Source organism: Aminobacterium colombiense DSM 12261 (genome assembly GCF_000025885.1).
Classification (GTDB): domain Bacteria; phylum Synergistota; class Synergistia; order Synergistales; family Aminobacteriaceae; genus Aminobacterium; species Aminobacterium colombiense.
In genome coordinates, this window is sequence record NC_014011.1 from 128,979 (window position 1) to 154,855 (window position 25,877).

Here is a 25,877-nt window from a genome sequence, read left to right on the forward strand (position 1 = left end):
GCGTGGCTGTTTGTATATATGAAGAAAATATCGCACAGTCATTTGCCCTTACGAGGGCTCGAATTATTACAAGGAGGGGGTTAATTTGGTACGGTATCCAAATCTTTATCAAGATGTTTACGATATGATTTATCGTTCTACTACATCTATTTCATCGGATGTTAAAGAAATGATGCAAGCCGCTCTGGAGAGAGAAACAAATGATACGGCCAAAAGCATGATGCAGGCCATGCTTGACGACGCGAAAATGGCGGGGGAGAAAGTAAAGCCTTTATGCCAGTCTCCAGGATTTCCCACCATATACGTAAGTTTTGGAGACAAATCTTCTCCGAGAGAGGATATTAAAAAAATTTGGGCAAATGCTCTTGTTGAGGGAACCAAGAATCATCTTCTTCGGCCGAGTATGGTTGATACACTCACACGAGAAAACCCGGGGGATAACTCTGGTGTTGGGGTACCAAACTTTGAATTCGACTATTGTCCAGACCAAGAGTATCTCGATATGCTTTTGAGTTTTAAGGGATGTGGGGCAGAGTTGGCCAACGCTATGAAGATCTTCACTGTTGCTCAGCTAGAAAAAGATAAAGACTTCGCTGGTTTGAAGAGGTGGGTTCTTGACACAGTAATTAAAGGAGGAGGCAAACCCTGCCCTCCAGGTGCCATAGGCATAGGTCTGGGTGGTCAGATGGACGTTGCTTGCAAACTTGCCAGAAAAGCGGTAAGTACTCGCAGGTGGAACGATGTTCACCCGGACCCCCGGTATGCCGCCCTTGAAAAAGAACTTCTTGAGAACATAAACAGCCTTGGTTTAGGTGCCGCAGGCACAGGTGGAGATACGACCCTTCTCGCGGTAAAGATAGCAGCCGTATCTACCCACACAGCCATAGCCCCCGCGGCTATCTCTTTTCATTGCTGGGCAGCGCGGCGCACCCATGTAAGGCTTTACCCTGATGGCAGAAAAGAAATTCTTTTATAAGGGGGGCTATGTGAAATGGCAGAGAAATTATTGACTGTACCGCTTAAAGAAGAAGAAGTACGAGAGTTAAAGGCGGGGGACGTAGTTTACCTTAAGGGCCCCATCTTCACCTCCAGAGATATGGGACACATCAATATAAAGCAGCTTCTGGAAAAGAACGAAAAGCTGCCAGTAGACTTTAATGGTTCAGCCATTTTTCATGCAGGACCAGTCGTTAATAAGAAAGAAGACGGGACGTACGAATTGGTAGTTATCGGTCCTACCACCAGCATCCGTATGGAACCCTACTATAAGATGGTTGCCGATCTGGGGGTCAGGGCCATTATTGGCAAGGGGGGGTTAGCTGAAGACAGTTTGAGGCAGTTTGCTGAAACAGGACAGGTGTATCTTCAGGCCGCTCCCGGCTGTGCTGTGGTACTTGCCGAGGGAATATCTAAAATTAAAGAAGTGCATTGGCTTGAGCTAGGGGTTCCTGAGGCCTTATGGGTACTAGACGCACACAAATTTGGTCCTCTTGTTGTTGGAATGGACTCCCATGGCACAAGTGTCTATAAGGAACTGAGGGAAAAAGCAGAAACGAGAAACAAAGAACTATACGGTTAAGCCTGGTGTTTTTTTATATAGGTAAAAATGTTCTAAGGAGGCAGTCTTATGGAATATAGAATCGAGAAAGATTCGATGGGTGAAGTAAAAGTTCCGGTAGATAAATTATATGGGGCTCAATCTCAACGGAGCATTGATAATTTCAAAATAGGCATAGAGAAAATGCCTAAAGAAGTTATCGAAGCCTTTGCGATCCTCAAAAAGGCTGCTGCACTTGCCAATAACAAGCTTGGTGTTCTTGATGATGTGAGAGCTAAGGCTATCGCCAAGGCAGCAGATGAAGTTCTGGAAGGCAAACTGGAAGGTAACTTTGGCCTTGCAGTATGGCAGACTGGAAGTGGAACGCAGTCTAATATGAACGTGAACGAAGTTCTTGCGAATAGAGCGAACCAGATACTGAATGATCCCGAACATAAGGTTCACCCAAACAACCATGTGAATAAGTCTCAAAGCTCAAACGATACTTTCCCCACAGCTATGCATATAACAGCTGTTTTAACTTTGGAAAATGATCTTCTTCCTTCTTTAAAACAATTGAAAGATACACTACATGAAAAATCTGTCCAATATATGGATATCGTTAAGACAGGCAGAACCCATCTTCAGGATGCAACACCCTTGACGTTGGGGCAGGAAATTAGCGGCTGGGTGAGGATGCTTGAAAGAAGTGAAGAAATGATTCTCTCCGGCGTATCTTTCCTTAAGGATCTGGCTCTTGGTGGTACGGCTGTGGGTACAGGTCTGAATGCTGCCGTTGGCTTTGATGTAGAGGTCGCAGCCCAGATAAGTGCCCTTACAGGAAAGAATTTCAAGACAGCACCCAATAAATTCCATTCACTTACTAGCAAGGATGAGCTTGTCTTTGCTCATGGAGCTTTGAAAGCATTGGCAGCAGATCTTTTAAAGATAGTGAATGACATTAGGTGGCTTGCTGCCGGACCACGATGCAGCATTGGGGAGCTTTTAATTCCAGAAAACGAGCCGGGAAGCTCTATAATGCCGGGAAAAGTCAATCCTACCCAGTGTGAAGCAGTTTCCATGGTGGTTGCCCAGGTAATGGGCAATGATGTCACTGTAGGATTTGCAGCTAGCCAGGGGAACTTTGAACTTAATGTCTATATGCCCGTTCTTATCCTTAACTTCTTGCAGTCCTCCCGCCTTCTTGCCGATTGCATGAGATCTTTTAATGATCATTGTGCGTCTGGACTTGAGGCAGATGAGGAAAGGATCAGCCATTTCGTAACCAACTCTCTCATGAATGTCACGGCTCTCAACCCTTACATCGGCTATGACAAATCGGCAGAGATCGCTAAAAAGGCCCATAAAGACGGTTCTACTTTAAAAGAAGCAGCTTTGGCACTAGGGTATCTTTCCGAGGAAGAGTTCGATAAATATATGGACCTCAAGGCCATGTGTGCGCCTAAAACAGTAAAGGTAAAAGAGTAAAAGAAGCACCTATTCGAATTTTTGACGTGGAAGACATTAAGGAGGCCAAAATTATGCTCAGCAAAGAAGATCTTCTCAAAAAAGCGAAGAAACCAGCAGAAGATGCCATGAAGCTTCACCCCTTCTATAAGGGAAAGATGCAGACATCACTAAAATGCTGCATCAGGAATGTTGACGATTTTGCGATTTGGTACACTCCAGGCGTTGCGGCGCCTTGTAAGGCGATTAAAGAAGACATTGATTTGTCTTATGAATTTACTAACCGGGCAAACACTGTTGCTGTTGTTAGTGACGGCACAAGAGTTCTTGGTCTTGGCGATATAGGTCCTGAAGCAGGAATGCCTGTCATGGAAGGTAAGGCTCTTCTCTTTAAGTATCTTGGCGGAGTAGATGCTGTGGCAATTTGTCTTGATACTAAAGACCCTGACAAGATCATTGAAGCAGTTAGGCTTATAGCTCCAAGTTTTGGCGGTATTAATCTCGAAGACATTGCTCAGCCCAAGTGCTTTTACATTTTAGACGAGCTTCGCAAAGATTGTAAAATTCCTGTGTGGCATGATGACCAGCAGGGAACAGCGGCGGTAAACCTCGCTGGTCTATATAGCGCGTTGAAGATTGTAGGGAAAAAGATAGAGGAAGCGAAAGTCCGTTTCTTTGGAGCAGGGGCAGCAAGTGTTGCCACAGCGAGAATATTAATTAGTGCTGGAGTAAAGCCTGAAAATATCATAATGTCAGATAGCAAGGGAACCCTTCATAAGGGAAGGACAGAGCTCAAGGGAGAGTTCGACGCGAAGTGGCATCTTGCCCAGATCACAAATCCCGAAGGGATAGAGGGCGGCCCCGAGGTGCTATTCGAAGGTGCAGATGCGGTTTATTGCTACACTAAACCGGGTCCCGGCGTAGTTAAGAAAGAATGGGTTTCCCGCATGGCCAAGGATGCCATTCTTTTCGCATGCGCAAACCCGATCCCCGAGATTTGGCCTTGGGAAGCCAAAGAAGCGGGTGCTAGAATAGTCGCCACGGGAAGATCTGACTTCCCCAACCAGGTAAACAACTCCCTTGGATTCCCCGGCATATTCCGAGGGACGCTAGATGTCCAGGCGAGAACGATAACAGATGAAATGTGTATTGCCGCAGCTCAGACTCTCTCAAAATGTGCAGAGAAAAAAGGACTCTCAGAAGAGTATCTGATCCCCACAATGGATGAAGCCTGGGTTTACCCGGAAGTCGCTACAGCAGTGGCGTTGAAGGCAATTGAGCAGGGAATAGCCAGAAAGGTCTTCTCTAGAGAAGAACTGCTGAAGATGGCTACTGAAAAGATTCAGTACGCCCAGAACATGACAAAGTGCCTCACCGAAAATAATTTCATAAAGATGCCCTAAAATAAACTAAGATCGATACAGGAGTCAGTGGCAAAGAAATTTGCCACCGACTTCTGTTGTCTTAGTATTATGTAAAAAAGCGGGAGAGATAAATAGAAACGAAGGAGTGTTGGATATGGCCAGTATTACAAAGGGAATCAGCAGGCAATGCGCTGATTTCGTATCTTTTCTTTCCTTTTCTGATTTGGAGCAGAAAACAGTATCTATTACTAAGAAATGCATTATAGACTGGTTGGGATGTGTTCTTGGGGGTTCCTCTACTCCGGCAGCTTCTATTATTGAAAGTCTTATGGCAGATATGGGAGGAAAGTCACAAGCCACATTTATAGGGAGTTTCAATAAGGGAACGACCCTTCAAGCAGCTATGGTGAATGCTTATAACTGCCATATTCTTGAAATGGATGACGTTCATAAAAGCTCCATATCCCATCCTGCTGCACCTGTAATTTCTGCCGCTTTTTCCCTTGCGGAGTATTTGGAGAGTTCCGGAAAAGATTTAATAGAAGCCATAGTGGCTGGTTATGACGTAATGATACGGATTGGAGAGGCAGTATCCCCTTCCCATTATGCTATTTGGCATACAACTTCTACCTGTGGTGCATTTGGTGCAGCAGCTGCAACGGCAAAGCTTTTGCATCTGGATGAAGTAGAAACCCTTTATTCTTTGGGCAACGCAGGTACTCAGGCTGCGGGTTTTTGGGAGTTTGCAACCGATAAGGCTATGACAAAGTATCTTCACTGTGGTAAAGCGGCCTATAACGGGCTTATCTCTTCTCTCATGTCAAAAAAAGGTTTTACAGGAGCGACAAGAATACTAGAAGGGGATAGAGGTTTTTTTAGAGCTTGTTCTACTGAGACGAATTTTAGTGAGAGTTTTAAAGATATGGGACAGAATTACAGAATAAATGAGACTGTTTATAAGCCCTATGCTTCTTGCCGTCACACCCACGGTCCAATTAACGCTACGTTGGAGCTCCGTAATCAAAAAGGTTTTTCGTACGAAGATGTTGAAGATATAACTGTAGAAACCTACGATACAGCGTTAAGACTTGTCGGAAACACGGATTTTTCCACGTCACCAGCGGCAAAATTTTGCCTTCCTTATTGTCTGGCTAGTGCCTTAGTGTTCGGGAAGGTTGGGGTTACAGAATTTCAAGAAGAAAAACTAAAGGATCCTCGTATTAAGAGAATTGTTCCCGTAGTTAAAATCATGCCCACTGACGAAATGAATTCTTTATACCCTTCGAAATGGGCTTCGAGGATCACAGTTAAAACAATACAAGGTGATTTATATAGCTCTTTTATCGAGTATCCAAAGGGCGATCCTGAAAACACCATGACGGATGCCGAAATAGAAGATAAATATCTCGAGTTGGCGACCCTTAAAGTAGAAAAATCAAAAGCCCTTGAATTATTGCATAAATGTCGTTCTATTGAAGATTGCGATAATCTAAAGAACTTTTTTGTTTAATTTGGAATAATGGCCCGTACTTAATTTTTAAAGGTATTTATAGAAAACATCTGGGCCCCCACCATAAAATAGGATGGGGGTTCCTAGGTGTTTTTTACAACGGTTATTTGAAAAACGAACATTTTATTTTAGCTCCTTGCCGAGATCTGAGCGTATATAAGGGCAATAAAGAGCTGCCACAGGATTATGACCCAATTTTCGGTCTTTTGTTACTATTGTTGTGACAGGGGCTTTTGAGTACTTATAAAAAAGAGAGTCGTGACCAACACATAGCCCTAAAACTATATTAAACTCTGTGCCTTCGTTGTTAAGAATTCTTGCTTGTTCGATAGGATTACATGAATATTCCCCTATCCGAGGGTTTTTTGCCATTTCAAATTCATCTTTTTTTATGCTCCCTACCTTGCAACACACGGAGTGCACTTCAAATTCTTTTGAAAAAATTTCACCAAGTATTTTTGCTTCTTTTCTCATGCCGAGGCAAAAGGCAATGCCAATTTTTTTAAAATTCATTCTTCTCGTAAATTCAAGGGTTTCGTCTACTCGGCATATTTCTTTATAGAAAAGAGCTTCGATCTCTGCTGCAACAACCAAAAGCTTGCGGTCGAGAGGATCGTCGTAAAGAGAAATGCTATCTGTCTTTTTACAGGGATCACCTATGTAGCATGATTTTTCTTTGCAAAGATGACATTTCATGTCTAGACCTCCCATTATAATTACGAATATTCTAATTCTGAAAAAGGGACGGCCACCAATTTAGGGCTTAAAAGAACAATATATAATCCCCCGTAAAGATAACCTTAGATAGTGACTTTGTCCAACTAATGCACAACTTTATTTTCTCCCAACATTCTTTTTGCTTCCAGGTATCCTATTTCAATTATATTCTCAGCTTTGCTGATATCGAATGTGTTGAAAGGGGAAAGGTCTGGCCTTATAAGAATATCGCTTTCCTCTGTCTGCAGTTTTGTAGCGGTTTCCAGCGCGATGTGGAAGGATTTGAATAGCACTTCTATGATATTCTCTGGTTTTTTTTGCTTTAATTTGCCAAAGAGATCAACGCTGATGATGAAGTTAGCTCCCATATCCTTAAGGGGTGTTATGGGGACATTTTCCACAAGTTCGCCGTCGACGAGGAGCCGATTGTCTATCTCCACAGGAATAAAAATACCTGGGATGCACGAGCTTGCCATTACGGCAGCTGCCACATTTCCATTTTTAAGCGCCACTTTTTCACCGCTTGTAATATCCGTTGCTATCATCGCGAGGGGAATACAGGCTTCGTCAAAGGTAACATCTCCGAGATTGTCTGTTATGAGTTTGCCGAGTTTTTTATTTGATAGCAGCCCGAATTGTGATAGAGAGATTCTTGAAATGTCCAGCCAGTTCAACCCTTTCAGAAGGATTGCCATTTCTTCCCAGTTTTTGCCAAAGGCGTAAAAGGCAGAGATGATTGCTCCAATGCTTGTTCCAGCAATATAGCTGATGGGATGTTGAACTCTTCGATTGCTTTTAACACCCCGATATGAGCAGCGCCAAGAACGGCGCCTCCCCCAAGGGCTAGTCCTATTTTTTTCTTTCTCCTGAATATTCTCATGTTTTTTCTCCATGTTGTTGGTCTTTTCCACATATAAGTATACCTTAGTGAACCCTAGAAAATGATTGCGTTAGTAACCCTCTTAATGAAAGCAAAAGTCAACATAAAAAATGATCCTAATGGTCAGCCTTTTCAAAAAGATAAAAATTTATTTTTATATTCCAATAGAAATATGGTAATATATTTTCAAAGAGAGGTGGGAGGGAACATGAAACGTATTAAAATGGCCTATCCCAAAAGTAAGGGAACTCAAGAAAAGTTGATTCGATTTATCCTTGATTATCCAGATGTTGCTGCTTTTCTCGCAATTGGCGATCTCGCAGAAAAAATAGGCATAAGCACATCCTCTATTTCTCGTGCGGCAGTGGATATGGGATATTCTGGATTTCCTGAGATGCAAAAGGAGATCCAGCAACATTTGCGGCGGAGAATACTCCCTACTGAACGTATGGAAAGAGCTGTCACCAAAGACGGTAATTTCACATTTCGCGATTCTGTGCGCAACGATATTGAAAATGTTAAAAAAACTCTCTCAAGAATTCCCGACACTTTGTTTAACGATGCCGTAACTTTGCTATCGAAGGCAAATGAGGTATTTGTTGTTGGCTTGGGGACTCAGCACCCTTCAGCAATGTATTTTAGCGGTGTTATGAAACAGATTCGAGATCGTGTGACGTTGATTTCTCATGAAACAACAGAGTATTTTGACTGTTTTTCCAGAATATCCTCAAGGGACGTTCTCCTCCCTATATGTTTGCCACGTTACAGTCGTTTTACAGTTCATGCGGCACAAGAAGCTGAAAAAACCGGTTGCAAAATCATAGCGATAACAGATAGCGAGATTTCTCCTACGGGAATATTGGCGGATATTGTATTGCAAGTTGAATACGAAAGCATGAGTTTTTTCAACTCGAATGTCGCGGTTATGGCTGTTCTTAATGCTCTTGCAACATCTGTTGCTATGGAAGATTGGGAGCACGCGCGTGAGCGGGTGGGGAAATTCAGCGAAGTAGCATTGAATTGGAACGCATTCTATCAAGAAAACTCTGGAGAAAGTATGGGGGAAAGATTATGAGAATAAGTGACAGAATTGCCCGTATGAAACCTTCAGCTACATCTTTAATGGCAGCAAAAGCCCGTGAAAAAAGAAGCCAGGGATTTAAGGTAATTTCTTTTACAACCGGAGAACCCGATTACGATTCACCGTCAGAAGCAGTGATAGCTGCGCGGAAGGCCATGGATGAAAGACAAACACATTATCCTCCGACAAGTGGAATAACCTCACTTCGCGAAGCAGTAGGGGAGTATTATCGCGATCATATGGGGCTGATCTATGATCCATCGCGTGAAATTGTTGTAGGAACCGGTGCTAAACAGTTAATTTATGAAGCGCTGGGTGCTCTTGTCAACCCAGGTGATGAAGTAATAGTTTTTCCGCCGGCATGGGTGAGCTATGTAGAGCAAATCAGGCTTTTTGAAGGTGTCCCGGTGGAAGTGGAAACGTCAGATACGAATTTCATTCCAGATATTGAGAGGACAGAAAAGGCTATAACCCCCAGGACGGTGGCAATGATCATAAATTCCCCTAACAATCCAACAGGGGCTATCTACCCAGAAGAGTGTTTGAGAGGGTTGGCTGAACTAGCTTGTAAAAAGGGCATCATGATTATTAATGATGAGATCTATGAACGGCTTGTCTTTGATCAAGAAGAATGCCCCCAGATATTGAAGGTTTGCCCTGAAGCAAGAAATTGGGTGCTGAATGTCAATGGCGTTAGCAAAGCCTTTGCAATGACGGGATGGAGGATAGGCTATGCCCTTGGTCCTGGAAAGCTCATAAAAGCGATCTCAGACTTCCAGGGTCATCTTACTTCGGGAACGAGCACCATTTCCCAATGGGCCTCTGTAGGGGCACTGGTTAAGTCGCAAGAATACTGCGAAACCATGCGTAAAGGTTTTTTTGAACGAAGAAATCTTATTGTAGATTTGCTATCACAGATTGAATACATCAATTTTGTGAAACCTCAGGGAGCCTTTTATGTTTTTGTAGATATTTCTTCATGTCTGAAAAGAGAGAATGGCATTTATTTAGAAAATGACGTTGCTTTTTGTGAAGGGCTTCTAGAACGTAAAAATGTAGCTATGGTACCGGGAACCGCATTTTTGTCTCCTGGTTTTGTACGTATTTCTTATTCCTGTTCAAAAGAAGATATTTGTGAGGGGGTGAAGCGTTTCATCGAATATTTGGAAGAAATCCATGCAGTGAATTAATATGCGCAGAATGAACGTCTCCAGTATGTATCCTGGTCAAGAAGTTGCTTTCAAAAGGAGAGTGGTCTTTATGAAGAAGATTCTTGTTGCCGTTGTTCTGATATTCCTGGTCGTTTTTTCTGGAACGGCCTTTGCTGCATATCCCACGAAACCAGTCAACATGATAGTTGCATATGCGGCTGGCGGAAGTACGGATATCCTTGCACGGATTACAGCCAAGTATCTTGAGGCTGAACTCAAGCAGCCTTTTGTAGTCGTCAATAAACCAGGTGCTGGTGGAAGTGTAGGATTTACTTCCATTGCAAAAGCTAATCCTGATGGCTACACAATAGGGCTGATCAATCTTAGCGGGGTTATCGTAAATCCTATTGTTCAACCTGATGTAGTGCGTTATAGAATTACCGATTTTGTTGGCATTGCTAATGTTGTAACTGACCCCGGCATTTTCTGCGTGAGTCCAGATAGCCCGATTAAGACGTTAGAAGATCTTGTAAAAGAAGCAAAAGCTAACCCAGGAAAGTTATCCATTTCCCACGAAGGCTTTGGCGCAGGGGATCATCTTGGAGTTGCAGAGTTCATGAAACAGGCTGGAGTAGAACTTAATCCTGTTCTTTACGAAGGGGATGCTCCTGCCAAAGCGGCTCTTCTTGGCGGCCATATCGATGTTATTGCTGTGAATGTTTCAGAAGTGGCTGAAATGGTAAAGGCAGGACAGCTACACGCCTTAGCTGTCCAGGATACGAAGCGTTCTGCAGAATTGCCAGATGTTCCTACCTTCTCAGAACTTGGATACCCCACCGTAATGCAAGGGACAGCGTCTCGGGGTTTTGCTGCACCCAAAGACATTCCTGCAGAAGCACTTGATATTCTGGTAGAAGCAATGAAAAAAATAGTGGCTACGCCAGAATATCAGAGCGAACTTAAAAACTTAAATATGCCCATCGATTTCATTCCTGGGGAAGAGTTTACGACGCTGTTGATAGAGCAAGATAAACTCTGGTCCGATCTTTGGAAAACATCCCCTTGGATTAAAAAGTAGGAATAAATTCATGTTTATTCCATGATGTCAGAATAGAATTTCAAGGAACACAACGAGGGAGTAGTTCCTCCGGGGTCAACTCCCTCGGTTTCTATCTCTGGTAAGAAGGGAGAGTCAGGGATTGAAAAAAGCTGATTTTGGAGTCTCTTTCTTGATGTTTTTTGTTGGAATCGCTGCCTTGGCAAGAGCTTTAAGCTATCCTGCTCAAACAAAAATGATGCCAATCATTTACAGTGTCGCATTAATTATCCTATCTTTTCTTCTGGGATTACGAACGATCAGAAAAGAAAACTCTTCTGAAGAGAATGTTGTGCGGACAGAAGAACCGCTTTCAAGGGTTTTTTTGGTAGGAAGCATTATTTTTGCTTATATAGCATCTATACAAATACTTGGGTTCTTTTCCTCGACGATCCTTTTTTTGCTTTCGTTCATGTTTTTGATGCGCGCTGCCTCATGGGTAGTTACCACTCTTGTCTCATTGGTGACGACTACGGTTATCTATTTATTTTTTGAAACTTTGCTCAACATTCCTATACCCAAAGGAATCTTTTTTTAAGGAAGGTTGAATGACAATGATGGAATATCTTCTCCCAGCTTTGGGAAATATTTTTGAACCAGAAGCCATTTTTATCCTATTTGTAGGGACAATAGCTGGTCTTATTGTCGGATCGCTTCCAGGCCTGTCATCAACAATGGGAGTCGCTCTGGCTATCCCACTAACCTTTGGCATGGATCCCAAAATGGGATTGATGCTTCTTGGGGCAGTCTATTGCAGCTCTGTTTATGGCGGCTCTTTGACAGCTATACTTATTCGCACGCCTGGTACTGATGCATCTATTGCAACTACCTTTGACGGTTTCCCATTGACACAGCAAGGGCTGGCAGGAAAGGCAATTGGTATTTCGACCATATCTTCTTTAGTGGGCGGTATTATTAGCGCTATGGCTCTTCTTTGTATTGCCCCTTTCCTTGCGAAAATGGCTTTGAAATTTGGGCCCTCAGAATATTTCCTCGTAGGCTTGTTTGGCTTGTCAGTGATTATTAGCGTTTCTTCAGGGAGTTACCTGAAAGGGCTGATGACAGGAGCTTTTGGTTTGTTGATTGCAACAACTGGTATGGATAATTTTACAGGGTTCCCCCGTTTTATTTTTAATAATGATTCTTTGCTCGACGGTATTCCTATTCTGCCTGCCCTTATTGGTCTTTTTTCTCTTTCTCAGGCGATAAAGATTTCTGTGAGCGATAAAACTTCAATAATTGACAATCCAGAGAATCTAAAATTTACAGATCGCATCCTTCCAGAGAAAGAAGACATGAAGCGCACTTGGAAAACCATGTTGCGATCTTCTATCATTGGAGTGATAGTAGGAATAATGCCTGGAGCGGGAACAGGTATAGCGGCCTTTCTTAGCTATAATGAGGCTAAAAGAGCTTCTAAAAACCCGGAGTCATTTGGAAAGGGAAATATCGAGGGAGTTGCAGCCCCGGAAGCTGCTAATAATGCAGTAACGGGAGGATCTCTTGTCCCAGCTCTTACATTAGGTATCCCTGGCAATGCGGTAACGGCAGTTTTTATAGGAGGCCTTACTATCCAGGGATTGATACCAGGTCCGAATCTTTTCACAAAATATGGAGAGATAACGTATACCCTTCTGCTCTCTCTCTTTGTTGCAAACATAATGTTTGCAATTATAGGACTTGCTTTTGCCAAGCAGTTTGTGAAGATTGTCAAAACCCCTACGAAAGTGCTTGCCCCAATAATTTGTGTTCTAAGCATTATAGGGGCGTATTCGATCAGAAACAATTTTCTCGATGTCTGGCTGCTTTTTGGATTCGGTATTCTTGGATATTTTATGGAGAGGTTTGAGTTTTCACCCACTCCCATAGTTCTTGCCCTTATCCTTGGCCCTATGGTGGAAGCGGAGTTTAGACGAACTCTTACTCTCTTTCAAGGGAGTCTTGTCCCTGTTCTCTTCAGGCCGATCAGCCTTTTCATTATAGTTTTGATAATTATTTCGGTTGTTTTTCCGTTGGTGAGGGAATTAAGAAGGGAAAGGCAATTAGCGAGCGAAAAATAAGGGGTGGTGTATTTATATGGTGGAACTGCTTGACTGTACTCTACGGGATGGCGGCAACGTAGTAGGCGCAGGCTTCCCAAAAGAGCTTACTGAAAAAATAATGAAAGGTCTCATTGATAGCAATATAAAAGTTATAGAATACGGGCATCCTAGTGGATTAGGAGGGAACAAAGCCGGTGTAAAAAATGCGCCTTTGTCTGATGAGGAGTATCTGGAGATTGGCTCGCCTTATTTTTCACAGGCAGAGGTGGGAATGTTTTGCCAACCGAAACATGCCACTATAAGTGAGATTAAACTAGCTGCTCAGAAAGGGTTGGGATTTCTTCGCGTAGGTATAAATGCTGGGGATTCTGCAAAAGCTAAGGATTTGATTAAAGAAATAAGAGGGTGTGGAATAAAAGTACGTACAAGCCTTATGAAAGGCTACATTCTCCCTCCAGATGAACTGGCTGAGGAAGCACGTTCTCTTGAAAGATATGGTGCTCAGGCTGTAACTATAATGGATTCTGCCGGCTATATGCTTCCTGATGAAGTTAAAAAGTATGTTGAGGCTATGATAAAGAAAGTTTCAATTCCCATTGGATTTCATGGCCATAATAATCTGGGACTTGCGGTAGCAAATGGACTTGCGGCATTACAGGCCGGTGCTACTTCTATTGATTGTGGAGTAATGGGGATGGCCCGCAGCGTAGGGAATATTCCGACAGAGGTTTTTATTGCTGCCCTGCTTCGTTCTGGAGAGAGTGTGGAATATGATCTCTTTTCGCTTTTGTCCTTTATAGATAAAGACCTTGCGCAAGATCTCCAACATTGCTATCACAATCCTAATCCACCGGAGCAATTGATACTTGGTCTTTCTGGATGTCACTCAAGTTTTCTTCCCTTGTTTAAGGGAGTAGCAGAAGCGAGTTCCGTTGATCTTTATAAGCTTATAATAAATGTTTCTGCTCAGAATATGAAAGCTCCTACCAAGGAGCTTATTGAAGAATTTGCAAAGAGGTTATAAGTTAAGATGGCTTGGCCGTCTACAACAGATTTTGATCCGCCAGTTGACACTTTTTGAATTTCCTCTATAATTCTAAAGCTGGTGTTTTAAAACTTTACAAATGTATCTCTTATCCTGAGAGGTGGAGGGACTGGCCCGATGAAGCCCGGCAACCTGCCAATAGCAGCAAGGCATGGTGCCAATACCTGCAGCCTTATGGCTGGATGATAAGAGAGGAATGTGTGACTTTTTGCGTGTGAAAAGAGCCCTTCCTCTTGGAAAGGGTTCTTTTTTTATCTATATCTGTTGAATTGGAGGTTGCTAAATGGCAGACAGAAAGTTTTTGATTACGTCTGAATCCGTAACAGAAGGACACCCTGACAAAATTGCAGACCAGATCTCTGATGGAGTTCTCGATGCGATTCTGGCAGATGACCCCATGGGGCGAGTGGCGTGTGAAACTCTTGTGACCACAGGCATGGTTATGGTGGCGGGAGAGATTAGTACATCCACATACGTGGATATTCCCAAATTGGCGAGAGATATTGTAAAAGAGATAGGGTACACCAGAGCGAAATATGGTTTCGACGGTGATACGTGTGCGGTTCTTACAGCCATAGATGAACAGTCTTCTGATATTGCCCAGGGTGTTGATACGGCCCTTGAAGTTCGATCCCATACAGAAATGGGAGAGGCTGAAGTGGCTAAGGTCGGTGCGGGTGACCAAGGCATGATGATTGGGTATGCTTGTACCGAAACTGAGGAATATTTGCCTATGCCTATCGCATTGGCCCACCGGTTGGCACGGCGTTTGGCCCTGGTTCGTAAAAATGGGACCATTCCCTATCTTCGCCCCGATGGAAAGACCCAGGTGTCTCTTGAGTATGTAGACGGTCAGGCAATTAGGGCAGAAAACCTTGTTGTGTCTGCTCAGCATCATCCAGGAGCGACAGAAGCTCAGATTCGTGGTGATATCATAGAGCACGTTATAAAGCCCGTGGTGCCAGAACACCTTTTGAGGCCTGATACGACAATTCTTGTCAACCCTACGGGACGGTTTGTCAAGGGAGGCCCTATGGCTGACACAGGGCTCACCGGCCGAAAGATTATTGTTGATACATACGGTGGCTGGGTGTCTCACGGCGGGGGTGCTTTTTCAGGCAAAGACCCCACTAAAGTAGACCGCTCCGGTGCATATATGACCCGTTACGCGGCTAAGAATATAGTCGCTGCAGGGTTAGCCGAAAAATGTATGATCCAGATCGCCTATGCTATTGGAGTGGCCGAACCTGTTTCTCTTATGGTGGATACCTTTGGAACCGGCAAGATTTCAGACGAGGCCCTTACAGATCTTATTGAACGGCATTTCGATTTCAGGCCTGCTGCTATCATTCGAGACCTCGATTTGAGGAAACCACAGTATCGCCGTCTCGCTGCCTATGGGCACATGGGGCGTATTGACCTTGACCCCCTTCCTCAATGGGAGAGAACGGACCGTGCGGATGCCTTGGCAAGAGACGCTAAAAGGCTGTAAATAACAAGATAAAGAAAAAGGGCCGGCTTTGTACCGGCCCTTAATTTTTTGTTTTTATTCTGTGGAAAAAGCGTAAACTTTCCCATCCATGCTGCCAAGGAACACTCTGCCGTCTCCCAGGGCTGGAGATGCCAGGATCTCTCTGTCTGTCTGATATTCCCAGATCATATTTCCGTCTATTGCAGAGATGGCCGCTACTTTGCCGGTAGCTGTTCCTATATAGACAATGTTATTGAAGGCTATAGGGGTCGCTTGCATGGCTCCTTCGGTTTCATAGGTCCAGAGCATCTGGCCGGTAATAGCGTCCACAGCGTGGAGAATTCCTTTCTGTGTGCCAAAGAACAGCCGGCCATCTTCTGGAGTTGCGGAAGTGGTAATAGCCGACTTGGCGTTATATTTCCATTGGGGGATAATGCCTTTTATCTTTACACAGGAGAGCAATCCGTCCCAGCTTCCAAAATAGATGAATCCCTTCCATGTGGTTGTAGCCGTATCGATGGGACCGCCAGAACCGCCACCCCACTGTCTATTGCCCGTTTTGGGATCCAGGGCGTGAAAACGGCCTATATGATCTCCTACAAAGATCAGCCCCTCATGATAGAGAGGGGTAGAGCGAAGCTCCCGCCCAGTGTCGAAAGTCCAGAGAACCACTCCTGTTTCTGGGTCAAAAGCATAGATTCTGCCGTCTGCGCTGCCAGCAAAAAGACGTTCTGCTCCATATATGGGAGAGCCCCATATAGCGCCGGGAGCCAGGTCCAGGCCGAGAAGAGTTTGCCAGAGCAAATTGCCTGAAGATCTTTCAATGGCAAAGACACGTCCATCTGTTCCCCCTACAAAAATAGTTTTTTCATTCATAGCGGCGGCGCCATTAATGGAAGTTCCAGCATCATACTGCCATATCAGTTCGCCTGTTTCGGCATTAAGAGCGTAGACTGCTCCCCCCTGATCTCCTATATATACAACACCTTTATCATAGGTTGGAGTTCCGGTAAGGGGCATCCCTGCTTCAAATTGCCAAAGCGGCTCTTTCTCTGCTGCTAGACCTGGAAGGGTGAAGACAAGCAGAAAAAATATGGCAAGCATAAGTATGTGGTTTTTTCTCATTACTCAGCACTCCTTTCTAAAATTTTGTCAATATGTCCTTTTCTATTCTATCTCAGTCAACGAGAAAAGAAACATGGTATTTTAGCCAATCTTTATTTTGTTGTTGCATGAAGGTCAAAACAATGGTAATAATTATTATTACTAAGTATAATAGGCTTATTCTATTTAAGTGAGGTGTTTGTGTTGAAAGGTTTTAATTCCCTTCTCATGTCACGTCTGGGCCCCATTATTACAGGTGGAGTGGTAGGTCTTCTGGCTGCTCTACTCGTTCGGTGGGGGAATCCGGGAAACATGGGAATCTGCGTCGCTTGTTTCACCAGAGATATTGCCGGAGCTCTCGGTTTGCACAGGGCTGCGGTTGTTCAATATCTTCGCCCTGAAATAGCTGGTTTTATTCTTGGTTCGTTTGTTTCTGCTCTTGTGTATCGTGAGTATGTTCCCCGAAGTGGTTCAGCTCCTGTCATTCGATTCTTTTTAGGAATGTTCGCCATGATCGGGGCCCTTGTCTTCCTTGGTTGCCCCTGGCGTGCCTATCTTCGTCTTGCCGGCGGAGACTGGAATGCTATTGCAGGTATTGCGGGATTGGTTGCGGGTATAGGCATTGGAATTGTTTTTCTGTGGAAGGGATTCAGCCTGGGACGTTCTTATGAAGCTCCCAAGGGGACTGGTTACTTTATGCCAGTAGCTGCTATTGCGCTGCTTGTTCTTGTGATCATGGCTCCTGCCTTTGGCAAAGATGGGACTGGTCCCATCTTTTTCTCAGAGAGCGGTCCTGGCTCCGCTCACGCTCCCATAATCATTTCCCTCATCGTTGGCCTGCTTGTGGGCTGGATGGCTCAGAGAAGCCGTTTTTGCACCGTAGGAGCTATCCGTGACCTTGTCATGGTGCGGGATTCTCACCTTTTCAATGGCGTTTTAGCCTTTATTGTTATAGCTTTTGCAACGAATATTGTTATTGGCAAGTTTCATCCTGGCTTTGAAGGTCAGCCTATAGCCCATACCAATACTCTCTGGAATTTCATGGGGATGGTGCTTTCAGGATTGGCCTTTACTTTAGCTGGCGGTTGTCCTGGCCGTCAGTTGATTATGAGCGGCGAAGGTGACGGCGATGCGGCAGTCTTTGTGTTTGGCATGCTTGTGGGAGCGGCTGTGAGCCATAATTTCAGTTTGGCGAGTTCTGGAGCAGGCCCAGCTGCCTTTGGCCCTTCAGCAACAATAGTGGGTCTGGTTTTTTGTTTGGCCGTTGGCTTGATCATGAGGCAGCGTCTTAATTAGGAGGCATGGATAATGAGTGAGTCAATTATTGTGGATGCACGAGGCCTTTCTTGTCCTCAACCTGTGCTGGAAACCCGAAAAGCCCTTAAAGATCTTTCTGGAGGGCAAGTTGAAATTCTTGTTGATACAGTAACATCTCGAGAAAATGTTGCCCGTTTCGCACGGAGCCAAAAATGGGATGTGGCAATTGAGCAGTATGAGGGTGGATATAAGGTTGTTTTAACAAAATAGCGAAACTGTTGTGTCGAATATGAAGGCTGTCAGAAGAATTTTCTTCTTTTGGCAGCCTTTTTGATTTATTTTCTTGAAGGTTATCTCCTTTTTGAGATAGAATAAACAAGCTTGTTTTAAAATGAGACAAGATCAATGTATATAAAGAGGAGAGATGTTGTTGAGCCGTTCCATTCCAGTTTTAAAAATAGGGAAATATCAACCGCGTTATCCCCTGATCCAGGGGGGTATGGGCGTTGGCATATCCGGTCCTAATCTGGCTGGAAATGTGGCGCTACATGGAGGGGTCGGCACCATAGCCAGTGTAGGGCTGGCCTGTAATCAGCCTTACTACACGGGGCGCAACTATTTTGAGGCGAATCAGAGAGCCGTACGAGAAGGTTTGATCAAGGCTCGTGAGATTGCCGGCGAAAAAGGAGTTCTCGCTGTAAACTGTATGGTTGCCCTGACCGATTATGAACTTCACGTGCGCTCAGCCTGTGAGGGCGGGGTGAATATCATTATTTCCGGAGCCGGATTGCCTATCAAGCTTCCCGACTATACGAAAGATTTTCCAGAAGTGGCTCTTGTTCCTATCGTAAGTTCTGCGAAAGCAGCCAGCCTCATCGCCCGGCGATGGGAAAGGCTCTACAATCGCTTGCCTGATGGGTTTGTGGTTGAAACACCGCTGTATGCCGGCGGCCATCTTGGCGTAACAAAGATGGAGCAGGTTGAAAATGAAGAGTTCTCTCTTGAGAAAGTTGTACCAGAGGTTGTTGAGTATGTGGAGAAAGAGCTAAAAACCCCGACCCCAGTTATTGCAGCGGGAGGAATATGGACTCGCGAAGATATTGAGCATGCTTTTGACCTTGGAGCCAGTGGCGTGCAGATGGGAACCCGTTTTGCCTGCACCTATGAGGGAGACGCATCAGATCGTTTCAAGCAGGCCTATATTGATGCAACAGAAGAAGATGTGGTGATCATCCAGAGCCCGGCCGGCCTTCCAGGTCGTGCCCTACGGTCTCCCTTTATAGATAAGTATTTGCGTGAAGGCACCGTTGGAAACAAGCCCTGCATTGCAAACTGCCTGACCCATTGCCGATATCGAACTGAGCGGAAGACTTTCTGTATCGCACAGGCCCTTATCGATGCTTTTTTCGGTAATTGGGAAGAAGGGTTATTCTTCTGCGGTACAAATGTAACGAGAATTACCAAAAAAGAATACGTAGCGGATATTATTGCAGAACTATTTGGTCCGCAAGAAAATAAGTAAAATTTCTTTTTCTCTGTAAAAAGACTATGAGATAATAATGAGCGGGCTGAAAAGCCCGCCTTTTATTATCCGGGAGTGATGAGAAGATGAAAAAGACATGGCCCGCAAGGTTGCCAAGGGCGTGGATTTTGTTGCTTTTAATGTCTATATTCATGGCTTTGCCCACTGCAGGCTGTGGTGCGGTGTTGCCCTTGCCAGGCTCAGTGCCTTTGAGCAGCAGCGGTGAGGGAGTTGCTCAGGAGGAGTCTTTTTTCACTCCAGAAAAGATAAAGCAGCGTATTGTTGAAATAGAGAAAACCATAGAAACTCTTCAGTCTTCCCAGCCTCTGCTTACTTCTGAGCAGGTGGGGCTAACAGAAGGGGAAATAAACAGTCGACTGAAAGGGCTTGAATCCCTTATCGCTCTCTATCAGCGGTATCTTTCTGTTGCTGAACGGGCAAAAAAAACGCAGAGTGATTTTGAGAAGCAGAAGGCGGAAAGTCAAAAGGATATAGCCGCCCTTGTTCCAGACAATCCCCCCTACTCTCTGAGCTTCTACGAAAACTACCGAGGTCGTCTTGAGACTCTATCTCAGGAAATAGATACAGTGACCTACGCCATCCGCCTGTCTGAGAGTGCCATTGTTTCCCTTAAAGAAAAAATTCGCCAGAATGAACAGCATTTAGCCATGCTGAAAGAGGAACAAACTCCCTCAAAATTCTCAGAATGGGTTCAACAGGAAGTGGAACTAGAAACCGAGAAGAACCGTCTTTCCCTTGCCTTTCGTGAAAAGAATGTGGAAGAAAGCCGTCTTCGTTTCGATATGCTCGAAATGGAACGGAAAAATGTAACCGAAGGGATGAAGTGGATTGCCCAGCATTTGCAATATGATGAAGCAGACCTTAAGCGTCAGGTGTCCTTGATCAAGGAGAGAGAAAGGCAGCTTCAGGAACAGGCAGAGACCCTTCGCCAAGAATCAGAGAAGGCGAGGGAGGAGTTTATGAATGCCCAGGCAAGGGCCGAGTCGGCATCGGATGCTGAGAATCTTTCATTATATCGTGCCCAGCAAAGCGAAAAAGAAACGTGGTACGTCTATTATCAGGCTGCCATGGACCAGGCGGAACAGGCACAGGTATGGGCGGAAGAGACGCGGGAAATTTGGGAAACACGCTATTCCCTCCTCGAAAAAAAATTACCTACGGCAGAGCTGATAAAAAGACGTACTGAAACAGAGATGCGAAAAAAGGATCTCGACAACGTCCTGCTAGGGTTGCAGAAGATGCAGGTCTCATTGCAATCAAGGCTGCTGACCCTCGATAGCTCTATGGCATCGGAAAGCGAGTCCTCTCCTCTATATCGCGTACTGCGGCAGGAGAGCGAAGGGTTGAAAAAACAGATAGAACTCAATGGGCAATATATGACGAGCCTGCTGAGCATCTCTATGCTTAACACCCGATTGCTTGAAGAGCTTGAATCACTGTTATCGTCAGTAACCATTACTGAAAAGGTTTCGGTGGCCAGCCTTGAGCGGCTGCGAGCCTTTTTAAATTTTCAGCTCTGGTCGGGTGACGGGTTCTCTGTTTCTGTTAAGAAGTTGATTTTAGCCGTTATTATCGTACTCCTTGGATTTATAGCCAGCAGAAAAGCGACAAAGGGCGTCAAGCAGTATCTCCTCCGTCGCTTTGAAATGGATCCTACAGCAGCCATGGCTATACAGAAGGGCCTTTTTGCTATCCTTGTATTCATATGTATTCTTGCGGCTCTCGATATGGTCAACATCCCATTGACGGCCTTTGCCTTCTTGGGTGGTGCCCTTGCTCTCGGTGTTGGTATCGGGGCTCAGAATATATTTAGCAACCTCATAAGCGGTCTCATCCTGTTTTTCAGTAAACCCTTCAGAGTTCACGATATTGTTGAGATCGAAGACATTGTGGGAACAGTTGAGGAGATAGAATCCCGTTCCACCCGAATTCGCACATTTGATAATGTGGACGTTCTTGTACCCAACCGATATTTTCTCGAGAATCGTATTGTGAACTGGACGCGCACCGATCAGGTCATTCGCGGCAAAGTGAAAGTGGGGGTGGCCTACGGCTCGCCAGCCAGGGAGGTGGAGCGGCTACTCCTCGTAGCGGCTTCCTCCCACAAAGATATTCTTACTATGCCTGAACCCTACGTTATTTTCAATGATTTTGGTTCAAGCTCCCTTGATTTCGATCTTTACTTTTGGGTGGATATGAGAAAAGCATCTCGTTTTGTAGCTCAGAGTGATCTTCGGTATAAGATTATAGAGCTTTTTGAAGAACGTAATATAACAATAGCCTTTCCCCAGCTGGATATTCACTTTGATAAAGATGTTTCTCATAATATGGCCATTGTCAACCACCCACAAGGCAAGGAGGCGTCAAGGGAATGACCCATCCCCCCTCTCCAGAGAGACTTTTCTCTTTGTGTATTGACCTGGCTTCTATACCAAGCGTAACGGGGCTTCCCGGAAGGGAAAATGAGGCAGCTTACTCTATATATCGGTGGCTGGGCGACCTGCCCTATTTTCATGAGCGGCCAGAGAATATTTTTTTAATTCCCGTACAGAACGATGGGCTCAAACGACATTGTATAGCTGCCCTTGTGGAGGCCGATCCTCCATGCAAGGAGACAATTATTATCACTGGACATTTTGATGTGGTGGATGCGAAGGGATATGGTTCACTGGAATCCCTGGCCTTTCAGCCCCAAAACTATACAGAGCGGTTGAAGAAAGAGGCACTTCCCAAAGATGCTCGCGCAGACCTCGAAAGCGGACAGTACCTTTTTGGCCGGGGCATGGCCGATATGAAATATGGCCTGGCCCTGGAAATGGCTTGTATGGAGAAATTCTCGGAGAGCCCTGAAAAAATGCAGGCGAACCTGCTTTTTCTGGCTGTTTGCGATGAAGAGGGGATGTCTGCCGGAATGCGAAGCGCAGTACCCTGGCTCAGGGGGCTTCAAAAAAAGAAAAACCTGGAATATCTTGTCTGCATCAATACGGAACCCTCAGTGGGGGAGTCAGCGGAGAGGGGTTACCTTTATTTAGGAACCATCGGAAAAATAATGCCCCTTTTCTTCTGTGTTGGAAGAGAAGCCCATGTGGGGGAATATTTTAAGGGCATCAGCGCGCCTCTAATAGCGTCGTGCCTTATGACGCTTGTTGAGGGAGATGCTGAAAGCGCGGACAGGTGGAAAGACAGAGTTTTTCCTCCAATGGCGTGTTTAAAACTAGCCGATCTCAGAGAACAGTATGCCGTTACTTTACCGGAGATGGCGGTGGTCTTCTTTAATAGTCTGGTAGTGCAGAAAACACCCGGTCAAGTTCTCGAGTATATGAATAAGAGAGCAGAAGAGGCCTTATCGAGGGCTCTTGCCCTTAGGGAGGGCGAGAGGCAAAAACTGTCTTTCAGTTTCGATCAAGAAGAAAAAGAGCAAGGTGTAGTTCTGACCATTCAAGAGCTTATTCAAGATGTGGCCGGGCAAAAGGGTTGTTTGCCTCAGGATGTGCTGGGACCGATCCTTTCAGGAATCCATTCTGGAAAAACCATACATGATCGTGGAATAGAAGCAGTTCGCCTTCTTTTGCGGGAATCGAACAGACGAGGTCCCCTTATCATTACGGGTTTTCTCCCGCCGTGGTATCCTCCCCGGTGCAACAGGGATGCAAGCCGGGGAGATAGGGTCATACGCATGGTAGCCCAGGAAATTGTGGAGGAGAGCGCAGATTTAACCGAAGAACCTCTGGAGATAAAAGAGGTCTTTGAAGGGATAATGGACCTCAGCTACATGGGGTTTCAGGGAGAAGAACATGATATGGAGGCCGTTGCCGCAAATATGCCTCTATGGGGAGCGGATTATCATTTCCCCGCAGAAGATTTGCTTTCTCTGGATGTGCCCGTGATGAATCTTGGGCCTATTGGAAAAGATGTCCATCAGTATACAGAACGAATTAATCTCTCTTATGCTCTTCACGTGCTTCCACCCCTTTTTGTGAAGGCTATAGAGAGAATTCCAAAGGTCTACAGGTCTCTTTTATATTGAGGCCGCTCTTCTTTACTTTAGCTTTTGAAAAACCGCATTATGTACATGATTCCCAGCACAAGGGCCAGGAGAAGATGTAGAAAGAGTCAGGGTGGGCATCGCCCGATCCATTTCTTCCATGTCATGGCATGTTCCTCACTTTAGGGAACGAGATTATTGCGCAGGTGAACCAGAAAATCCTGTACGTTGGTAACGATAGGTGTTACGGACAGGCTTCCCCTGTCGCGGAGTTTGTTCACTGCAAATTCTGAAACGTCAATGGAGTAGAAGTATACAGGCCGGATGCGCCCTTCCCTATTGACATAACAGGGAGTGATATTTCCAGTGGCAATAGTGTGGAGCTGAGTAGCCAGGGCTATGACGGTGGTAGCTTTTTTTGTACAGGCTCTCATGGCATCCTGAGCGTCGTAGACATTGCCAATAACGGTTGGCAGCGGGCCGTCGTCACGGATAGATCCGGCAAGGATTACCGGGATGCCTTTTTTTATGGCTGAATACATAACGCCGTCATTAATATTTTCCTCTTCTATGAATTTTTCAATGGAACCGTATTGCAAAACAGTGTTTATAAGATCAAGATGGTGATAATGGCCGAGGGGACGCTGTTCCTGGGTATAGATATCTTGTCCCAAGGCCGTTCTCTTCATGCTTCCTTCCAGATCGTGGGTTGCCATGGCGTTTCCGGAGAGTAGCGCATGGGCATATCCGTGTTCGATAAGTTCAGATAGAGCCTTTTTGGAGTCGTGATCGAATATCACAGCTGGGCCAAGGACCCAGATAATATAACCGTGGTCACGCTCGTATCGCATGAGTTCGTAAAGGTTGTCGTAATCCCGGGAATAGGCCGTTTCACGGGAACGCCCGGTGCGGAAAGAAAAGACGTCGCCGCTTTCTTCGGGCATGGCAAAGGGGGTTGCATGGAGGTAAATTCCGTAACGGCCATCTTCTGAGCGGCCTACGATGACTTTGTCCCCTACATGAAGATTACGAAACTCGACAGCTTCGATTATTCCCTCGTTTCGCACGACAGGAACACAGTCCATGCGACTTTCCCTTACAAGGGACCATTGGCTGTTGACTTTAAAATATTCAGGATAAATAGATAAGGCATGATAACCTGGTGGTGCTACTCCTTCCGCTTCAACTTTGCATATTCCCGCATCAGGAGCTGAAACAAAAGGCTCTTTATCGAAGTTTGGTTCGACATATATTGGCAACTGAAAAGCCATTTCATATTCCTCCTCAAGATGATTATGTAAAATAAGCAAAATTGCTACAATTTCTGATTGCATCACTTAATGCTTTGTCTGTACAATGAACATACTGATTATAACCTATATCATAAATCATTTAGGAGGTGGTAGGTGGTGAAAAGAGGCAATATATGGCGTAAGGGGCTTATAGGTTTTTTATTCGTGGCTCTTTTAATTGGAGTTGTGGGTGTTACCCCTATATCAGCGCAAGAAAAACCTATAAAAATTGGGTACCTGGCGGCATTGACCGGCGACTGGGCAGCCTATGGCCAGACCGAAGAAAAATCCGCAAAGCTGGCTGTTGATGAGATCAATGCTAAAGGCGGGGTGCTGGGAAGAAAGATAGAACTCGTAGTGTACGATTTTAGAACCCGGGCAGAAGATGCTGTGAACGCAGTGCGGCGTATGATTGAAGAAGATAAGGTTGTCGCTCTTGTCGGTGCGAACGGCAGCGGAATAAATATTGCTACGGCTCCGCTGGTCAACAGATATGGCGTGGCTCAGATCGGAACTGTTTCTACCAACCCCCTGGTGACTGTAGATGAAAAAGGTAATGTTCGTCCCTTTTCCTTCAGAATATGTTTCACTGATCCCTACCAAGGCAAGCTCATTGCGTATTTTGCAGCGAAAGAACTTGGAAGAATGAACGCGGCGATTCTTTACGACGTAGGAAACGATTATTCCCATGGCCTTCGGGAGTTCTTCATGGCGAGCTACGGTGGATATGGAGGAACCGTGGTGGCAGACCTCGGCTTTAGAGGAGGTCAGGATGTGGACTTCAGGGCTCAGCTTACGGAAATTCGCGACAAAAAAGCAGATGTGCTGATCCTCCCCAATATGGGAAAGGAAATGGCCCTTATTATGAAACAGGCACGTGAACTTGGCATGAACGAAATTGTTTTTGTTGGCGGTGACGGATACGGCGAATTTATGTGGGAGATCGCAGGGGACGCAATGGAAAATTCCTACTGGATCAACCACGTAGCACCGGAAGACCCAGCCATGCAGCTTTTCTTCAAAGCATACAAAGAGAAATGGAATGATGAATGTAAGGAGTTTGTAAACGGTGTACTTGGCTATGATTCCGTCTACTGGCTTGTGGACGCTATCGCCCGCGCAGGCAGCGACGATCCCAAGGCTATCCGTGACGCTCTTGCCGCTACATCTAATCTTGCCCTTCACCATGCTACTATTACTATAGATCCAGCAAACAATACGCCGAAGGATAAAGATGGCGTTGTATTGGTGGCCAAAGAAGGCAGAGGGCAATTCTACAAGAAGATTAAACCTTAAAAAACAAAACACAGGTCAGGCAATACGAGGCGGAGGGGT

Annotated in this window: 22 protein-coding genes and 1 riboswitch; of the genes, 18 read left to right on the forward strand and 4 right to left on the reverse strand. The window is 45.1% G+C overall.

Features of this window, described 5'->3' with window-relative positions; all coding sequences use genetic code 11:
- Positions 1 to 85 precede the first annotated feature (85 nt).
- The 5 genes from AMICO_RS00640 (at position 86) to AMICO_RS00660 (ending at position 5,878) form a co-directional block, all read left to right on the forward strand.
- Positions 86 to 976 (forward strand): fumarate hydratase, encoded by an 891-nt coding sequence (locus AMICO_RS00640; RefSeq protein ID WP_013047547.1) that lies wholly within the window; start codon positions 86 to 88, stop codon positions 974 to 976.
- Positions 977 to 991: 15 nt separating this feature from the next.
- Complete coding sequence (locus AMICO_RS00645) at positions 992 to 1,579, forward strand: FumA C-terminus/TtdB family hydratase beta subunit (protein WP_013047548.1); 588 nt, start codon at positions 992 to 994, stop codon at positions 1,577 to 1,579.
- Positions 1,580 to 1,627: 48 nt separating this feature from the next.
- Entirely contained in the window at positions 1,628 to 3,025 is a 1,398-nt protein-coding gene (fumC, locus tag AMICO_RS00650; protein ID WP_013047549.1) for a class II fumarate hydratase, read from the forward strand.
- Between the two features lie 53 nt (positions 3,026 to 3,078).
- Positions 3,079 to 4,407, forward strand: a complete 1,329-nt coding sequence (locus AMICO_RS00655; RefSeq protein ID WP_013047550.1) for an NAD(P)-dependent malic enzyme — start codon at positions 3,079 to 3,081, stop codon at positions 4,405 to 4,407.
- A 115-nt stretch (positions 4,408 to 4,522) separates the two neighbouring features.
- On the forward strand, positions 4,523 to 5,878 hold the full coding sequence (locus tag AMICO_RS00660) for an MmgE/PrpD family protein (RefSeq protein WP_013047551.1): 1,356 nt from the start codon (positions 4,523 to 4,525) through the stop codon (positions 5,876 to 5,878).
- Positions 5,879 to 6,001: 123 nt separating this feature from the next.
- On the opposite strand, the gene AMICO_RS00665 is transcribed toward AMICO_RS00660, so the two are convergent.
- Together AMICO_RS00665 and AMICO_RS00670 are read right to left on the reverse strand one after the other, a co-directional pair.
- Positions 6,002 to 6,574, reverse strand: a complete 573-nt coding sequence (locus tag AMICO_RS00665) for a DUF1847 domain-containing protein (protein WP_013047552.1) — start codon at positions 6,572 to 6,574, stop codon at positions 6,002 to 6,004.
- 125 nt (positions 6,575 to 6,699) lie between these two features.
- The gene (locus AMICO_RS00670) at positions 6,700 to 7,488 is read right to left on the reverse strand and encodes a patatin-like phospholipase family protein (protein WP_211204282.1); all 789 of its coding nucleotides are present in this window, start codon (positions 7,486 to 7,488) and stop codon (positions 6,700 to 6,702) included.
- 195 nt (positions 7,489 to 7,683) lie between these two features.
- Between AMICO_RS00670 and AMICO_RS00675 the strand changes: the two genes are divergently transcribed.
- From AMICO_RS00675 to metK, 7 genes are all read left to right on the forward strand, one after another.
- Positions 7,684 to 8,550 carry a MurR/RpiR family transcriptional regulator gene (locus tag AMICO_RS00675; protein ID WP_013047554.1) on the forward strand — a complete coding sequence of 289 codons (867 nt, stop codon included), beginning with the start codon at positions 7,684 to 7,686 and terminating at the stop codon, positions 8,548 to 8,550.
- The gene (locus tag AMICO_RS00680) at positions 8,547 to 9,746 is read left to right on the forward strand and encodes a pyridoxal phosphate-dependent aminotransferase (protein WP_013047555.1); all 1,200 of its coding nucleotides are present in this window, start codon (positions 8,547 to 8,549) and stop codon (positions 9,744 to 9,746) included. The genes AMICO_RS00675 and AMICO_RS00680 overlap by 4 nt, the downstream gene beginning before the upstream one ends.
- 70 nt (positions 9,747 to 9,816) lie before the next feature.
- Positions 9,817 to 10,785, forward strand: coding sequence for a tripartite tricarboxylate transporter substrate binding protein (locus tag AMICO_RS00685; protein WP_013047556.1), 969 nt, complete (start codon positions 9,817 to 9,819; stop codon positions 10,783 to 10,785).
- Between the two features lie 121 nt (positions 10,786 to 10,906).
- A complete protein-coding gene (locus AMICO_RS00690; protein WP_041459290.1) occupies positions 10,907 to 11,341 on the forward strand; it encodes a tripartite tricarboxylate transporter TctB family protein in 435 nt (144 codons plus the stop codon).
- Positions 11,342 to 11,357: 16 nt separating this feature from the next.
- A complete protein-coding gene (locus tag AMICO_RS00695) occupies positions 11,358 to 12,863 on the forward strand; it encodes a tripartite tricarboxylate transporter permease (protein WP_211204283.1) in 1,506 nt (501 codons plus the stop codon).
- Between the two features lie 16 nt (positions 12,864 to 12,879).
- Complete coding sequence (locus tag AMICO_RS00700) at positions 12,880 to 13,869, forward strand: hydroxymethylglutaryl-CoA lyase-like TIM-barrel protein (RefSeq protein WP_013047559.1); 990 nt, start codon at positions 12,880 to 12,882, stop codon at positions 13,867 to 13,869.
- A gap of 106 nt (positions 13,870 to 13,975) precedes the next feature.
- A riboswitch (SAM riboswitch) is annotated at positions 13,976 to 14,082 on the forward strand.
- Between the two features lie 91 nt (positions 14,083 to 14,173).
- A complete protein-coding gene (gene metK / locus AMICO_RS00705) occupies positions 14,174 to 15,382 on the forward strand; it encodes a methionine adenosyltransferase (RefSeq protein WP_013047560.1) in 1,209 nt (402 codons plus the stop codon).
- A 54-nt stretch (positions 15,383 to 15,436) separates the two neighbouring features.
- Here metK and AMICO_RS00710 read toward each other — a convergent pair whose 3' ends face one another.
- Positions 15,437 to 16,486: an outer membrane protein assembly factor BamB family protein gene (locus AMICO_RS00710; protein ID WP_013047561.1), complete on the reverse strand. Its 1,050-nt coding sequence runs from the start codon at positions 16,484 to 16,486 to the stop codon at positions 15,437 to 15,439.
- Positions 16,487 to 16,693: 207 nt separating this feature from the next.
- On the opposite strand from AMICO_RS00710, the gene yedE reads away from it, so the two are divergent.
- The 5 genes from yedE (at position 16,694) to AMICO_RS00735 (ending at position 23,292) form a co-directional block, all read left to right on the forward strand.
- Complete coding sequence (gene yedE, locus AMICO_RS00715) at positions 16,694 to 17,761, forward strand: YedE family putative selenium transporter (protein WP_041459416.1); 1,068 nt, start codon at positions 16,694 to 16,696, stop codon at positions 17,759 to 17,761.
- A gap of 12 nt (positions 17,762 to 17,773) precedes the next feature.
- Positions 17,774 to 17,992, forward strand: a complete 219-nt coding sequence (locus AMICO_RS00720) for a sulfurtransferase TusA family protein (RefSeq protein WP_013047563.1) — start codon at positions 17,774 to 17,776, stop codon at positions 17,990 to 17,992.
- Between the two features lie 154 nt (positions 17,993 to 18,146).
- Positions 18,147 to 19,244 carry an NAD(P)H-dependent flavin oxidoreductase gene (locus AMICO_RS00725; protein ID WP_041459291.1) on the forward strand — a complete coding sequence of 366 codons (1,098 nt, stop codon included), beginning with the start codon at positions 18,147 to 18,149 and terminating at the stop codon, positions 19,242 to 19,244.
- 86 nt (positions 19,245 to 19,330) lie between these two features.
- Entirely contained in the window at positions 19,331 to 21,640 is a 2,310-nt protein-coding gene (locus AMICO_RS09750; protein ID WP_013047565.1) for a mechanosensitive ion channel domain-containing protein, read from the forward strand.
- Positions 21,637 to 23,292 carry a M20/M25/M40 family metallo-hydrolase gene (locus AMICO_RS00735; RefSeq protein WP_013047566.1) on the forward strand — a complete coding sequence of 552 codons (1,656 nt, stop codon included), beginning with the start codon at positions 21,637 to 21,639 and terminating at the stop codon, positions 23,290 to 23,292. Before AMICO_RS09750 ends, AMICO_RS00735 begins: the two co-directional genes overlap by 4 nt.
- A 140-nt stretch (positions 23,293 to 23,432) precedes the next feature.
- On the opposite strand, the gene AMICO_RS00740 is transcribed toward AMICO_RS00735, so the two are convergent.
- Positions 23,433 to 24,521: a putative NPN-dependent ornithine cyclodeaminase gene (locus tag AMICO_RS00740; protein WP_013047567.1), complete on the reverse strand. Its 1,089-nt coding sequence runs from the start codon at positions 24,519 to 24,521 to the stop codon at positions 23,433 to 23,435.
- A 135-nt stretch (positions 24,522 to 24,656) separates the two neighbouring features.
- Between AMICO_RS00740 and AMICO_RS00745 the strand changes: the two genes are divergently transcribed.
- On the forward strand, positions 24,657 to 25,838 hold the full coding sequence (locus AMICO_RS00745) for an ABC transporter substrate-binding protein (protein ID WP_013047568.1): 1,182 nt from the start codon (positions 24,657 to 24,659) through the stop codon (positions 25,836 to 25,838).
- The last annotated feature ends 39 nt before the right edge of the window (positions 25,839 to 25,877 follow it).

Bases quoted from the DNA above. Each gene is read 5' to 3' on its own strand.
- metK (WP_013047560.1), top strand. From the start codon at position 14,174: ATGGCAGACAGAAAGTTTTTGATTACGTCTGAATCCGTAACAGAAGGA.
- AMICO_RS09750 (WP_013047565.1), top strand. From the start codon at position 19,331: ATGAAAAAGACATGGCCCGCAAGGTTGCCAAGGGCGTGGATTTTGTTG.
- AMICO_RS00725 (WP_041459291.1), top strand. From the start codon at position 18,147: ATGTTGTTGAGCCGTTCCATTCCAGTTTTAAAAATAGGGAAATATCAA.
- AMICO_RS00670 (WP_211204282.1), bottom strand. From the start codon at position 7,488: ATGGAGAAAAAACATGAGAATATTCAGGAGAAAGAAAAAAATAGGACT.
- AMICO_RS00695 (WP_211204283.1), top strand. From the start codon at position 11,358: ATGATGGAATATCTTCTCCCAGCTTTGGGAAATATTTTTGAACCAGAA.
- AMICO_RS00675 (WP_013047554.1), top strand. From the start codon at position 7,684: ATGAAACGTATTAAAATGGCCTATCCCAAAAGTAAGGGAACTCAAGAA.
- AMICO_RS00735 (WP_013047566.1), top strand. From the start codon at position 21,637: ATGACCCATCCCCCCTCTCCAGAGAGACTTTTCTCTTTGTGTATTGAC.
- AMICO_RS00660 (WP_013047551.1), top strand. From the start codon at position 4,523: ATGGCCAGTATTACAAAGGGAATCAGCAGGCAATGCGCTGATTTCGTA.
- AMICO_RS00685 (WP_013047556.1), top strand. From the start codon at position 9,817: ATGAAGAAGATTCTTGTTGCCGTTGTTCTGATATTCCTGGTCGTTTTT.
- yedE (WP_041459416.1), top strand. From the start codon at position 16,694: ATGTCACGTCTGGGCCCCATTATTACAGGTGGAGTGGTAGGTCTTCTG.
- AMICO_RS00665 (WP_013047552.1), bottom strand. From the start codon at position 6,574: ATGAAATGTCATCTTTGCAAAGAAAAATCATGCTACATAGGTGATCCC.
- AMICO_RS00645 (WP_013047548.1), top strand. From the start codon at position 992: ATGGCAGAGAAATTATTGACTGTACCGCTTAAAGAAGAAGAAGTACGA.
- AMICO_RS00720 (WP_013047563.1), top strand. From the start codon at position 17,774: ATGAGTGAGTCAATTATTGTGGATGCACGAGGCCTTTCTTGTCCTCAA.
- AMICO_RS00680 (WP_013047555.1), top strand. From the start codon at position 8,547: ATGAGAATAAGTGACAGAATTGCCCGTATGAAACCTTCAGCTACATCT.
- AMICO_RS00710 (WP_013047561.1), bottom strand. From the start codon at position 16,486: ATGAGAAAAAACCACATACTTATGCTTGCCATATTTTTTCTGCTTGTC.
- AMICO_RS00655 (WP_013047550.1), top strand. From the start codon at position 3,079: ATGCTCAGCAAAGAAGATCTTCTCAAAAAAGCGAAGAAACCAGCAGAA.
- AMICO_RS00740 (WP_013047567.1), bottom strand. From the start codon at position 24,521: ATGGCTTTTCAGTTGCCAATATATGTCGAACCAAACTTCGATAAAGAG.
- fumC (WP_013047549.1), top strand. From the start codon at position 1,628: ATGGAATATAGAATCGAGAAAGATTCGATGGGTGAAGTAAAAGTTCCG.
- AMICO_RS00700 (WP_013047559.1), top strand. From the start codon at position 12,880: ATGGTGGAACTGCTTGACTGTACTCTACGGGATGGCGGCAACGTAGTA.